Raw genomic sequence first — 12,231 nt, forward strand, 5'->3', positions numbered from 1 at the left:
GACCGCTACGCCAACCAGGAGGTGTCCTACCTGCTGCAGCGCATGGAGTCGTCCGAGGGCGTGACGATCCTCGCGACGAACCTGCGCGGCAACCTCGACCCGGCCTTCGCGCGGCGCCTGCACTTCATGGTCCACTTCCCCGACCCCGACGAGACGACCCGCGAGCACCTGTGGGCCCACCACCTGGCCCAGCTCCCGAGGACCGATCCCGACGACCCCGTGGACGTCGGCCTGCTCGCGCGCTCGCTCGAGCTCGCGGGCGGCGACATCCGCAACATCGTCCTGGCCGCCGCGTACGACGCGGTGGCCGAGCGCCGACCCGTGGGGATGCGGGACCTGCGCCTGGCCTCCGCGCGCGAGGTCGCCAAGCTGGGCCGCCGCATCAGCCACCCGGACTGGCCGGACGCCGACTGACGCACCCGTCCGGGTGAACCACCGCGCGCGGGCCCCGTTCGGGCCACGCAACTCGGTAGCGATTGCCGATGCCCGCGCTCGACCTGCCCACCAGGCTGGCCCCCGGCAGGCGCGCGTCCCCCCGCGCGCCGCCACCGGATCTCCCCCGCCACGGCCACGTTCCCCCCGGAGGCCAGCATGAGCTCGCACCACGCCCGCGTCCCCGTCCCCGAGGCGCAGGAGACGACGAGCGCGCCCGTCGACGCCCCGCTGCGGCGCACCGCCACGGCCGACGCCCTCGTCCCCGCGGCCGTGTCGGCCCCGGAGGCTGTCCCGGGCCCGGTCGGCGCGCTCACGGTCGGGCACGCCGCCGACCCCGCCGAGCACGCGGCCGACGCGCTCGCCGACGCCGCGCTGTCCCGGCTGCGCGCGTCGTCGTCCGACGAGGCCCACCGTCACGACCCCGGCTGCGGCCACCTGCGGCGCTCCGCGACACCGGCGTCGTCGGGCGCGTCCGCGTCCGCGACCATCGGCTACGAGGGCGGCGACCTGGATCCCACGGCGACCTCGCGCATCGAGTCGAAGCGCGGCGGCGGCGCCCCGCTGCCCGGCGGGGTCCGGCGGCGCATGGAGACGGCGTTCGGCACCGGGCTCGGGCACGTGCGCGTGCACGACGGCCCGGACGCGGCCGCGCTCTCGTCGTCCATCTCGGCGGACGCGTTCACCACCGGCTCGGACATCTTCTTCGGCGCAGGGCGCTTCGCGCCGGACTCCGCAGCGGGCGAGCGCATGCTCGCGCACGAGATCGCCCACGTGGTCACCGAGGGCGGGCCGGCCGTGCACCGGTGGCCGTGGAGCAAGAAGCTCACGCCGCAGGAGCAGGCCGACAAGGACCGCCTCAAGGCCGAGGAGAAGGCCAAGGCCGCGGCGGTCAAGAAGAGCAAGAACACCGAGAAGACCGAGAAGGCCCAGCTCGCGCAGTCGCGCACCGAGGGCGTGCAGGCACGCTCGGACAAGGAGCAGGAGATCTACGCGGGCGGTCGCGAGGCCGCCCAGGCGAAGGTCACCGACATGTACAAGCGCATGACCGAGGCCCGCGAGCGCGAGTTCGCGGTGTTCGAGGAGATGCAGCAGAACAACGTCGGCGGGACCGACGAGCAGCGCGCCACGCTCGTCTACCAGCAGGTCTGGTACGTCGAGTACCCCGACCTGACGAAGTACCGCCCGGCGCGGGAGACGCCCGCCGAGGTGCTGGTCGCGCAGGTCCGCCAGTCGCGCGGCATGGCCCAGGCGGGGGTGACCGCGGCCGAGCGCGACGCGCAGGTCACCCAGGAGCGCCTGCTCCCCGCGAAGGTCGAGACGCTGTACGACCGCATGGTCGTCGTGCGGGACGAGCTGCTCGCGGCGGACCCGGACGCGAGCGAGTTCCTCGTCATGGAGGAGGCACGCGAGCGGGTGCTCGCGGGTCTGGACCCGAAGGCGCTCGCCGAGCTCCCGCCCAAGGACGGCCCGCTCGACCAGGCCGCGTGGATGGCCGCCGGCAAGCGCGGCGCCGCCCGCAAGCGGCAGGCGGAGCGCAACGCCGAGAACGTCAAGGCGAACCTCATGCTGCTCGACCCCGCGCAGCGCCTGACCCCGCAGACCGAGTCCGCGCCGATCGGGCAGGCCGTCGGCGAGAAGCTCGAGGTCGTCGGGAAGTACGGCGGCCTGGGCATGACCGGGCTCGACAAGGTCGGCGGTGGGATCGCCGGCAAGGTGGGCGGAAAGCAGGACGAGGAGCTGCGCAAGCACCTGCCGAAGGACGACGACCCCGAGTCGCCCGTCCCGTCGTTCCTCGACCCGCTGGGCGTCGGCGACGCCTACACGAGCGGCGCCAAGGCCGCCAAGATGAAGAAGGCCGGCGAGCGCGACGAGGTCGACAAGAACCTCCCGACGTCGGAGGCGACCAAGGCGGCGGCGGGCATCGGCAACATCACCTCGATCCTGACGTCGCTGTTCGGTGCCGTGCAGTCGGCACTCGGCATGGCCCAGCAGATCGAGGCGTCCTGGTCCACGAAGGACCCGTACGAGGGCCTCAAGGCCGCCAAGTCGGGCAGCGCGATGCTGACCGGCCTGGTCAACGCCTCCAAGGAGGCCGCGAACCTCGCCAAGACCATCGACTCGAGTGTCGCGAGCGGGGTCAAGTCGGTGGTCCCCGGGCTGGACATCGCCACGTCCGCGCTCGCGATGGTCAGCGGCGTCACCGACGTCGCGACGTCCGGGATGCGGCAGCGCGAGACGGACAACGCGATGTTCGAGGCGCGCGCGGGCTCGACCGACAAGGTCAACGTCATGGTCTACCCGCTCATGAAGGTCTCGCAGGTCTACACCAAGCAGCTCGAGCAGAGCTGCTGGACGCTGGGCGCCTCGATCCTGGACTTCTCGCTCTCGGTCGCGCAGGTGGCCAGCGCGGGCGGGTTCGGCATCCCCGCCGCGATCAAGGCGTCCGCGGCCGTGCTCGACAAGCTGCACTCGCTCGCGCACTACATCGCCGACAAGGTGCTCGCGACGCAGGCCAAGCGCGCGCAGAAGGAGTCCGCGGTGCTGCACCTCGAGGGCGCCGCCGAGGACGAGCTCAAGAAGCACCCGAAGATGGCGGTCGACGGCATCGTGATGCGCGCCGCGCAGGGCGACACGGTCGCTCTCGCGTTCCTCGCGAACTACCGGATCGACGGCAAGCCGATCACCCGCGACTACGTCGCCCAGATCAAGCCCAAGCCGCGCACGCCCGTCAACCCGAAGGCCCCCGAGGTGAGCGACCTCGCGTCCACGTCGAACGACGCGCTCCTGCTCAAGGTCCGCGAGACCGTGCTGGCCGGCATGGACGTCGAGGCGGACCCGCAGGGCGTGTTCGACGACCTCAAGGCCCAGCTCGACCAGGTCACCGGCAAGGGAGCGTCGCTGCGCGACGGGTGGCGCGAGGCGGGCGACCTGCGCACGCAGCGCAACGAGCTGGCGGGTCAGGGCAAGCTCGGCGCCAACACCAAGGGTGACCGCGGGATCTTCTGGCAGCTGCGCATGACGCTGAGCACCGAGAAGCGGGGCATGCTCAAGGGCCGTACCGAGGCGTACACCGCGGGTGTCGAGGCGCTGCCCGCGGGCGTCGCGTGCGCCGTGGGACCGCACGAGCTCCCCGAGAACGCGACCGACGCGCAGTCGCAGGCGTTCCTGGCCCAGCTCACCGTCCAGGACCTCGAGGCCGAGCTCGGCCGCACACCGCGTCGCAACTCCCCGGGTTGGATCGCCTTCCTGCGCGACGCGCTCAAGGAGAAGAAGACCGCGGGCGCGACCCCGACGACGCCCGCCCCCGTCACGGCGCCGGCGGGCCAGCCGTGAGCCTGACCGACGACGACCTGTTCTACGCGCGGGTCGTCGCCGCGTTCGTCGACGCGGGCCGCACCGCGACGCCTGACGCCGCGTCGCGCACCCTCGACGTCGCCTCGGACCTGCCGGGGGGCCGCGTGCTGGCGGTCGTGCGCCCCGCGGCGCGCTCCGTCACGCTCTACGCCGTCTGGCCGACGATCGTGCCCGCCGACGCCGCGCCCGCGGTCACCGAGCTCGTCGTGCGCGCCAACGCCGACCTGTTCGTCGCCACTCTCGAGCTCGACCTGCCCCGCGCCACCGTCGCGGCCCGGGCCGCCGTCGCGCTCGGCGAGCTGGACCCGCCCGACGACGCCCTGGGCCATCTGCTGGTCACCGCCCTCGCCGAGACCGAGCAGGCGCTCACGGCGTACGCCCCGGCACTCGAGGCGGTCCTGGCCCGGACTCCGCCGGCCGTCGCGGCCGCCGCGGCGTACCGTTCCGCCCTCGACGTGGAGGAGCAGCCGCACGCGTGACCCTGCGCGCCGTGCCCGCCCGGGCCGGGGAGGCACTGGTGCACGCCAGGCCCGATCGTGGCCTAGGACGCCCGGGTGCGGCCGGTCTCGCGACGTCCCAGGATGGGTCGAGGCCGACGACGGGGAGAGCGCGATGGGTGACGTGGACGAGATGCTGCACCGGTCGGGGCGGACCGCGCGGGCCGCGGTGGGTCGGCTCGAGGACTCGACTGCCCTGGACGGACCTGCGGGGGCGGTGCGGCACGTCGCGCAGGCCGTGCTGCGGCCCCGCACCGTCTCAGCCGTGCTGCGGGGCGTCCCGGCGGGGCATGCCGCCCACCCGCCGCTCACCGACGTCCCGATCGGGCTGTGGTTCTCGGCGAGCGCGCTCGACCTGCTGGCGCCCGTCGCGGGACGCCGCGCGGCCGACCGACTCGTCGGCCTCGGCGTCCTGGCGGCCGCGCCGACCGCGCTGAGCGGCTTGGCCGACTGGGAGACGAGCGAGCGCAGGGACCCCGCCGTGCGGCGGGGCGGGGTGGTGCACGGCGTCGCCAACCTGGCGGCGCTCGGGCTCTACACGACGTCGTGGGTGCTGCGCCGCCGCGGTCACCGCGCGGCGGGCGTGCTCGTCGGGCTGGCGGGCGGCACGTTCCTCGGCGTGGGCGGGTACCTGGGCGGGCACCTCGCGCTGGTCCGGCACGCGCCGCACCACGACCCGCTCGCCACGACGACCGTCGAACGGGTCGCGACCGGGGTGCGGCGCACGACGACCCGCGGACCGGCCACGGACGCCTTCGAGGGCGTGCCGCTGGACGAGACCAAGCGCAGCACGACGGACCACGGCGAGATCCGCACCTGGATCGAGGCGCAGGGTGGCCGCCCCGCGCTCATCCCGCCGCTCGGCCCGCACGAGGTGCCGGTCCCCGCAGCGATCTTCCCGAGCGGGCCCAGCGGCAGCGGCGCCGTGCCCGCCACGTGGCAGGAGTGGTTCGACGCGTTCGACCGGGGCGGCCTCGCGTTCGTCCGGCCCGCGCAGCTCACCCAGGCGCCGCCGTTCTTCGAGCTCGCGCAGGCCTGAGCCCGCCCAGGCTAGGGGGCGTCCCGCAGCCTGTTGACCGGGATGCCGAGGATCTTGGGCTCGGGGACGTCGAGGTGGTCCAGGCCGTCCGGCACGGGCGGGATCTCGTCGGGCACCCGGCCCACCCAGATGCGCCACAGCACGCCGTGCTTGTCGTCGCCGGCCCGCGGCGGCTCGTGCACCACGGGGAACACGGACCCGTCCACGACCGTGACCTCACGCGCGCCCGCGGGTGGCAGCTGCCCCGCCAGGGCGTCGACCTCGTCGGCCGGGACGAAGCCGACGATCGCGTTGCGCCACACGACTGCGAGGTTCTCGCCGCGGCCGCGCACGATCTCCAGCTCGGCCTGCACGGGCACCCCGCGCGCGCGGTCCGTGCCCAGCGCCTGGATGATCGCGCGCTGCAGCGCGGGGGCCTCCGCCGCGTGGAAGCCGCCGGTGAGCATGAGCGGCACGCGCTCTCGTCGTCGCCAGAACGTCACGGGCTCCAGCCTGCCACCTCGGTGGCCCGGGGCCCCACGCGGCACTGCTGCGCGCGGGGTCAGCCCTCGAGCGTGCGCATCGAGCCCGGGTTCAGGATCTGGATGACACCGCCGTACGCACACATGCACTGCGCACCGAGGGTCAGCGCAGGGCGGCCGCCGATCACGGTCTGCGTCGCGCCGTTGACCCAGGGCGTCGTCGCCGGGATGCACGGCATGGGCGTCAGGACGCCGAGTGCGGCGGCGGTCGCGGCCGCGACCGTCGGGTTGGCCAGGGACGTGCACATGCCGAACGGCGGGACGTTGACCATGGGCGCGCTGTCCGTGATCGTCGCCGCGGGCTTGCCCTCGATCAGGACGCCGCTGGTCGGCAGGACGTTCAGCGACGCGGGCGCCAGGCCGAACGAGCACATCGTCAGGGCCGTGGAGGTCGCTGCGGGCTTGCTCATCGTCGTGCCCCTCTCGTCGGCCCCATCGCGAGGCTCACCACCCCGTGCCCGCCACGGACCGGGTGAGCTGCTCGCCCGTCGTCGTGACGAAGCACAGCGTGGTGCGGTCCGCGTCCTGCTCCCAGCCGCGCGCCGACGGCAGCAGGTAGGTGAACCACAGCCGCGAGTCGCGGTAGTCGACGCCCACGTAGTCCTCGAACTCCTGCGCGCACGCGCCCTGCGCGAACGCCGTGAGGGCCTCGACGCCGGGGAACGACGCGGCGCCGGACGCCTTGGCCGTCGCGGCCGTGTCCTCGTAGTCGACGAGCGCGTACGCCTCCTGCTCGTGCGGGTCCGTGCACGGGACCTGCGCGAGCTCGGTGAGCTCGACGGTGATGTCCTTGGGCGCCCGGAAGCACTCGCCGACCTTCACGTCGAACACCGAGCGACCCTCGGTGTCGTCGCCGCGGTCGAAGAACGAGCACCCCGCGCAGACGGCGACGACGAGCACGCCCACCGTGGCGCGCACCAGCGCGCGCGGCGTCGAGCGTCCGACGTGCACCGAGCGACCTCCCGACGACGAGCGTGCGCCGACCGCCGGCGCGCGGTCAGCCTAGTTCGGCGACCGCGCACCTCCATCCGTAGTCGTTGCGCAATCCGTCCCTCGCGCGCGCGTCCGGACGTCCGTGGTTCGCGCTCCCGCGCCCGTGGTGGCGGGCCGTGCGAGGATCGGCGCATGACGAGCCAGACGACCGCTGACGCCTCCGCGGCCGACGCCGAGCCGACCTCGACGGCCGCCGCCGCCCCCGCCCCTGTGCCCGCCGTCACGCCCGCCAACGCGGGCGGCACGCGGCTGTGGGTCGAACGGACCGGCAAGCGTCGCTACGTGGGCCACAACTCGCGCGGAGCGACCGTCGAGATCGGCGACATCGCCTACGACGAGGCGTTCACGCCCGGCGAGCTCATGAAGGTCGCGCTCGCCGGCTGCTCGGGCCTGTCGTCGGACGCCGCGCTCGCGCGCCGCCTGGGCGACGACGTGCCGGTCACGATCGAGGTCGAGGGCCTGGCCGACGACGACGAGGACCGCTACCCCGCGCTGGCCGAGCGGCTCGTCGTCGACCTCTCGTCGCTCGCGCCGGACGCCCGCGAGCGCCTGCTCACCGTGGTGCACCGCGCGATCGACCAGCACTGCACGGTCGGGCGCACGCTCGAGGCGGGTGCGCAGGTCAGCCTGACGGTCGTCGGGGAGCGCTGAGCCGTGCCCCGGTTCGTCGAGGAGGCCATGGCGCGCGCGGTGTCGCTGCCGTCGTCCGCGGTGCACGCGCACGTCGCGAGCCTGCGTCGGCGCAACCCGGAGGCGTCACCCGAGCAGCTGGTGCGGCTCCTGGAGAAGGAGTTCCTGCTCGTCGTCGCGAGTGCTGGCGGCGCGGTCGGCGCGGCGGCTGCGGCACCGGCCGTCGGCACGGGCGTGGCGGTCGTGCTCACCGCGAGCGACGTCGCGACGTTCTTCAGCGCGTCGGCGGCATACGTGCTCGCAGTTGCGTCCGTGCACGGGATCGAGGTCGAGGACGTCGAGCGGCGCCGCGCGCTGCTGCTCACCGCGATCCTCGGCGAGTCGGGCGCCAAGGCGCTCACGGACGTCACGGGCCTCGGCGCGACCAACGTCGCGCGGCTGCTGCTCACGCGCATGCCGATGGCGACGGTCAAGAAGGTCAACACCACGCTCACGCGGCGCATGCTGCGCAAGCAGCTCACCAAGCAGACCGGCCTGTTCTTCGGGCGGCTGCTGCCCTACGGCATCGGCGTGGTCGTCGGTGCGAGCGGGGGGCGCGCGCTCGGCCGCGAGGTCATCAGCGGCACGCGTCAGGCGTTCGGGCCGGCCCCGGCCACGTTCCGGGAGCCGATCGTCCTGCCGTCGGCCGAGGTCCACGACGAGCTCCCGGCCGGCCCACCCTCGGGTGCGTCCGCCGACGAGGGTGCACCCGAGCTCGAGGGCAAGCAGGGGCGGCGCCGCCAGCTGCCGCGGCTCGGCCGCCGCTGAGGCGTCCCTGCGACGACCGACCGGCCGCACCACCACGGTGGTACGGCCGGTCGATGAGCGCCGTGCTCCGGTCAGACCTGGTCGCCGATCGGGTCTGACGCGGTCAGCGTCGGCGACGCGGCGGTCACCAGCGGGCGTGGACGTGCGTGCGGACGCGCTCGTCGTAGATCGCCGCGAGCGCCGCCTGCGTCTCGTCGGACAGCGGCGCGAGGTCGGCCGCCGCGGCGTTGCCGCGCGCCTGCTCGGCGTTGCGCGCGCCGGGGATGACCACCGAGACGCCAGGCTGGTCGACGATCCACCGCAGCGCGAGCTGCGCGGTCGTCGCGCCCGCGGGCGTGTGCGCCGCGACCTCACGAGCCGCCGCGACGCCCACCTCGAACGGCACGCCCGAGAACGTCTCGCCCACGTCGAACGCCTCGCCGTTGCGGTTGAACGTCCGGTGGTCGGACGCGGCGAACGTCGTCGCCTCGTCGTACTTGCCCGAGAGCAGGCCCGAAGCCAGCGGGACGCGGGCGATGATCCCGACGCCCGCCGCGGCGGCCGCGGGAAGCACCTGCTCGAGCGGCTTGCGCCGGAACACGTTGAGGATGATCTGCACGCTCGCGACGTTCGGTCGCGCGATCGCGGTCAGCGCCTCGTCGACGGTCTCGACGGACACGCCGTACGCGGCGATCCGCCCCTCGTCGACCAGGGTGTCGAGCGCGTCCCACGTCGCCTGGCGCGAGTACACCTCGGTGGGCGGGCAGTGCAGCTGGACCAGGTCGAGCGTGTCGACGCCGAGGTTCTCGCGCGACCGGTCGTTCCAGGCGCGGAACGCGTCGAGCGTGTAGGCGTCGGCGACGTGCGGGTCGGCGCGGCGGCCCATCTTCGTCGCGACCGTGATCCCGGAGGCCGCGCCCCCGCGCGACGCGACGAACTTCCCGACGAGGCGCTCGGAGCGCCCGTCGCCGTACACGTCCGCGGTGTCGAGGAACGTGACCCCGGCGTCCACGGCCGCTCCCAGCACCTCCAGCGCGGTGTCCTCCTCGACATCGCCCCAGTCGGCCCCGAGCTGCCAGCACCCGAGCCCGATCACTCCGACGTCCCGACCTGTCCGTCCCAGCACGCGAGTCTCCATGCGAAAAGGCTATCGGGCTTTCGGGCCGGGCGGGCCGGACCCCCGCGTGGGACTCGACGACAACAGATCGTCGTTCAGGTGGGTCGTGACGCAACGGATCGCACCCAGGTGCGCAATCGTGCTTCATCGGTTGCGCACACGTGCAGCGCTTACCCTCGAAGCAGCCGCGCGCCCACCGGCGCGCCCGACCCTGCACGCGAGCCAGCCGCCTCGTCCGCCCACCGAGCTCGCCACCCCGAGACCACCCGAGGGAGTCCCATGACCGCCACCGCGCCCGGCCGCACCGACCGCCACTACCTGATGTGCGAGCCCGTCCACTACACGGTGTCGTACGAGATCAACCCCTGGATGGACGCGACGCGGTACACCGACGTGGAGCTCGCGCTGCGGCAGTGGCGCACGCTGCGGGACACCTACCTCGAGCTCGGGCACCGCGTCGAGACGATCGAGCCGATCGCCGGGCTGCCGGACATGGTCTACGCCGCGAACGGCGCGACGGTCGTCGACGGCGTCGTCTACTCCGCGAAGTTCCGCCACCCCGAGCGTCAGCCCGAGGGCCCCGCGTACCAGAAGTGGTTCGCCGACCGCGGCTACGTCACGCACACCGCTGCGATGATCAACGAGGGCGAGGGCGACATCCTCGTCGTCGGGGACCTGATCCTCGCCGGCACGGGCTTCCGCACCGAGCGCGCGGCGCACGCCGAGGCGCAGGAGCTGTTCGGCCGGCCCGTCGTCAGCCTCGAGCTCGTCAACCCGAGCTACTACCACCTGGACACCGCGCTCGCGGTGATCTCGTCCGACCCCGCCTCGCCGCAGATCGCCTACTACCCGGCGGCCTTCAGCGCGGGCAGCCGGGCCGTCCTGAACCGCCTGTTCCCCGACGCGATCCTCGCGACCGACTCCGACGCCGTCGCGCTCGGGCTCAACGCCGTGTCGGACGGCGAGAACGTCGTCGTCGCCCCCGGCGCGCGCGACCTGGCCGCGGCGCTGCGCGAGCGCGGCTACACGCCCATCCCCGTGGACACGAGCGAGCTGCTCAAGGGTGGCGGCGGCGCCAAGTGCTGCACGCTCGAGATCCGCGCCTGACGCCTCGCGCACGCCCGCTCCCCCGCACGGCTGGAGGCCCGCCATGACGACCCCGACGATCGCGGGCACGCGGCTCGCGCAGAACTACTCCCCGCTGCCCGTCACGCTCGTCTCGGGTGAGGGCTCGTGGGTCACCGACGACGAGGGTCGCCGGTACCTGGACCTGCTCGCGGGCTACTCCGCGCTCAACTTCGGCCACCGGCACCCGGCGCTCGTGGCCGCGGCGCACGCCCAGCTCGACCGGCTCACGCTCACGAGCCGCGCGTTCGACCACGCGCTGCTCGAGCCGTTCGCGCGGGCCCTGGCCGGGCTCGTCGGCCCGCTGCTCGTCGGCGACCCGCTCGTGCTGCCCATGAACACGGGCGCGGAGGCCGTCGAGACCGCGATCAAGGCCGCGCGCAAGTGGGGCTACGAGAAGCGCGGCGTGCCCGCGGACCGCGCGACCATCGTCGTCGCGCACGGCAACTTCCACGGGCGGACCACGACGATCGTGTCGTTCTCCGACGACCCCGACGCGCGCGACGGGTTCGGGCCGTTCACGCCCGGCTTCCGTGCCGTCCCGTTCGGCGACGCCGCGGCGCTGCGCGCGGCGATCGACGAGACCACGGTCGCGGTGCTGCTCGAACCGATCCAGGGCGAGCACGGCGTCGTCGTGCCGCCCGACGACTACCTGCCCGCCGTGCGCGCCGCGTGCGACGAGGCCGGCGTGCTGCTCGTCGCCGACGAGATCCAGTCGGGGCTCGGCCGCACGGGCCACACGCTCGCGTGCGAGGCGTGGGGCGTGCGCCCGGACCTCGTGACGCTCGGCAAGGCGCTCGGCGGCGGGATCCTGCCCGTCTCGGCCGTCGTCGGGCGGTCCGACGTGCTGGGCGTGCTCACCCCCGGCACGCACGGCTCGACGTTCGGCGGCAACCCGCTGGCGTGCGCGGTCGCGCTCGCCGTGATCGACCTGCTCACGCCCGGCGACCTGCAGGCGGCCGCGCGCGTGCGCGGCGAGCAGCTCGGCGCGGGGCTCGCGGGGCTCGTCGAGAACGGCGTGCTGTCCGGCGTGCGGCGGGCCGGGCTGTGGGCCGGGCTCGACGTGCGCCACGGCAGCGGTCGGGCCGCGTGCGAGGCGCTGCTCGCGCACGGCGTGCTCGCCAAGGACACGCACGGCCGCACGCTGCGCCTCGCGCCACCGCTGACGATCACGTCCGACGAGCTCGCCGAGGCCCTGGCCCGCACGACGGCCGCGCTGACGCGCGTCTAGCCCGGCCTCAACGGAAGAGGACCGCGCCGAACAGCCAGCCGCTCTGCGTCGCGGCGCCCACGGACATCGTGGTGACGTCGGTGCGGCGCATCTGCGCGTCGTGGCCCGGCGAGTGCGACCACGCCTGCACCAGGTGCACCGGCCTGGACGAGCCCGCGCACCCGACGATGTTGTCGCCACCCGAGTGCCAGATCCCGCCTGCGGTGCCCATGCGGATCGCGTGCGCGGTCAGCGACCCCGAGCGCGAGACCGTGAGCGTCGGGAGCCCGAGCGACGCGCGGTAGGAGTTGATCGCGGCGCCCAGCGACGACGCGCTGGCCTCACCCGCGCCCGCGCCGCCCGTGTCACCGCACCGCAGCCCGCCCGCGGGGATGCGCGGCGCCGGGGCGCTGCCGCCCCCGCCACGCGTCGGCGTCTGCGGCACCCGCACGGTCTGCCGTGCGCGCTCCTCGGCCGCCTTGCGGGCCTCCTCGGCCGTGACCCACGCCGCCTCGGCGTCCGTG

The 12,231-nt window shown here is 74.5% G+C and carries 11 protein-coding genes and 2 pseudogenes; 8 read left to right on the top strand and 5 right to left on the bottom strand.

The window, feature by feature from the left end:
* From CWIS_RS18795 to CWIS_RS18350, 4 genes and pseudogenes are all read left to right on the top strand, one after another.
* A pseudogene (locus CWIS_RS18795) lies at positions 1-414 on the top strand (ATP-binding protein); the annotation flags it as partial.
* A gap of 177 nt (positions 415-591) precedes the next feature.
* Entirely contained in the window at positions 592-3,768 is a 3,177-nt protein-coding gene (locus CWIS_RS17625) for a DUF4157 domain-containing protein (protein ID WP_053071648.1), read from the top strand.
* Positions 3,765-4,268, top strand: a complete 504-nt coding sequence (locus tag CWIS_RS09315; RefSeq protein WP_048343005.1) for a hypothetical protein — start codon at positions 3,765-3,767, stop codon at positions 4,266-4,268. The genes CWIS_RS17625 and CWIS_RS09315 overlap by 4 nt, the downstream gene beginning before the upstream one ends.
* 133 nt (positions 4,269-4,401) lie before the next feature.
* Positions 4,402-5,325 (top strand): DUF2231 domain-containing protein, encoded by a 924-nt coding sequence (locus tag CWIS_RS18350; RefSeq protein WP_231583756.1) that lies wholly within the window; start codon positions 4,402-4,404, stop codon positions 5,323-5,325.
* 11 nt (positions 5,326-5,336) lie between these two features.
* Here the strand turns inward: CWIS_RS18350 and CWIS_RS09325 are convergent, their stop codons facing one another.
* The 3 genes from CWIS_RS09325 to CWIS_RS09335 are packed head-to-tail and all read right to left on the bottom strand — an operon-like array spanning position 5,337 to position 6,797.
* Positions 5,337-5,807 carry a hypothetical protein gene (locus tag CWIS_RS09325; protein WP_156186607.1) on the bottom strand — a complete coding sequence of 157 codons (471 nt, stop codon included), beginning with the start codon at positions 5,805-5,807 and terminating at the stop codon, positions 5,337-5,339.
* Between the two features lie 59 nt (positions 5,808-5,866).
* Positions 5,867-6,256, bottom strand: coding sequence for a DUF4280 domain-containing protein (locus CWIS_RS09330; protein WP_048343006.1), 390 nt, complete (start codon positions 6,254-6,256; stop codon positions 5,867-5,869).
* 34 nt (positions 6,257-6,290) lie between these two features.
* Positions 6,291-6,797 carry a septum formation family protein gene (locus tag CWIS_RS09335; RefSeq protein WP_048343007.1) on the bottom strand — a complete coding sequence of 169 codons (507 nt, stop codon included), beginning with the start codon at positions 6,795-6,797 and terminating at the stop codon, positions 6,291-6,293.
* 174 nt (positions 6,798-6,971) lie between these two features.
* Between CWIS_RS09335 and CWIS_RS09340 the strand changes: the two genes are divergently transcribed.
* Together CWIS_RS09340 and CWIS_RS09345 are read left to right on the top strand one after the other, a co-directional pair.
* On the top strand, positions 6,972-7,490 hold the full coding sequence (locus CWIS_RS09340) for an OsmC family protein (protein WP_048343008.1): 519 nt from the start codon (positions 6,972-6,974) through the stop codon (positions 7,488-7,490).
* A 3-nt stretch (positions 7,491-7,493) separates the two neighbouring features.
* The gene (locus CWIS_RS09345; RefSeq protein ID WP_229747269.1) at positions 7,494-8,276 is read left to right on the top strand and encodes a hypothetical protein; all 783 of its coding nucleotides are present in this window, start codon (positions 7,494-7,496) and stop codon (positions 8,274-8,276) included.
* A gap of 124 nt (positions 8,277-8,400) precedes the next feature.
* On the opposite strand, the gene CWIS_RS09350 is transcribed toward CWIS_RS09345, so the two are convergent.
* The gene (locus CWIS_RS09350; protein ID WP_048343009.1) at positions 8,401-9,393 is read right to left on the bottom strand and encodes an aldo/keto reductase; all 993 of its coding nucleotides are present in this window, start codon (positions 9,391-9,393) and stop codon (positions 8,401-8,403) included.
* Between the two features lie 258 nt (positions 9,394-9,651).
* Here CWIS_RS09350 and ddaH point away from each other — a divergent pair, with 258 nt between their 5' ends.
* The gene (ddaH, locus tag CWIS_RS09355) at positions 9,652-10,479 is read left to right on the top strand and encodes a dimethylargininase (RefSeq protein WP_048343010.1); all 828 of its coding nucleotides are present in this window, start codon (positions 9,652-9,654) and stop codon (positions 10,477-10,479) included.
* 43 nt (positions 10,480-10,522) lie between these two features.
* Complete coding sequence (rocD, locus tag CWIS_RS09360; RefSeq protein ID WP_048343011.1) at positions 10,523-11,728, top strand: ornithine--oxo-acid transaminase; 1,206 nt, start codon at positions 10,523-10,525, stop codon at positions 11,726-11,728.
* Between the two features lie 7 nt (positions 11,729-11,735).
* Here the strand turns inward: rocD and CWIS_RS18800 are convergent.
* Positions 11,736-12,231, bottom strand: a pseudogene (locus CWIS_RS18800) (CAP domain-containing protein); the annotation flags it as partial.

It is taken from the genome of Cellulomonas sp. A375-1, from assembly GCF_001040865.1.
GTDB lineage: Bacteria > Actinomycetota > Actinomycetes > Actinomycetales > Cellulomonadaceae > Cellulomonas > Cellulomonas gelida.

Bases quoted from the DNA above. Each gene is read 5' to 3' on its own strand.
- CWIS_RS09330 (WP_048343006.1), bottom strand. From the start codon at position 6,256: ATGAGCAAGCCCGCAGCGACCTCCACGGCCCTGACGATGTGCTCGTTC.
- CWIS_RS09350 (WP_048343009.1), bottom strand. From the start codon at position 9,393: ATGGAGACTCGCGTGCTGGGACGGACAGGTCGGGACGTCGGAGTGATC.
- rocD (WP_048343011.1), top strand. From the start codon at position 10,523: ATGACGACCCCGACGATCGCGGGCACGCGGCTCGCGCAGAACTACTCC.
- CWIS_RS09340 (WP_048343008.1), top strand. From the start codon at position 6,972: ATGACGAGCCAGACGACCGCTGACGCCTCCGCGGCCGACGCCGAGCCG.
- CWIS_RS18350 (WP_231583756.1), top strand. From the start codon at position 4,402: ATGGGTGACGTGGACGAGATGCTGCACCGGTCGGGGCGGACCGCGCGG.
- CWIS_RS17625 (WP_053071648.1), top strand. From the start codon at position 592: ATGAGCTCGCACCACGCCCGCGTCCCCGTCCCCGAGGCGCAGGAGACG.
- ddaH (WP_048343010.1), top strand. From the start codon at position 9,652: ATGACCGCCACCGCGCCCGGCCGCACCGACCGCCACTACCTGATGTGC.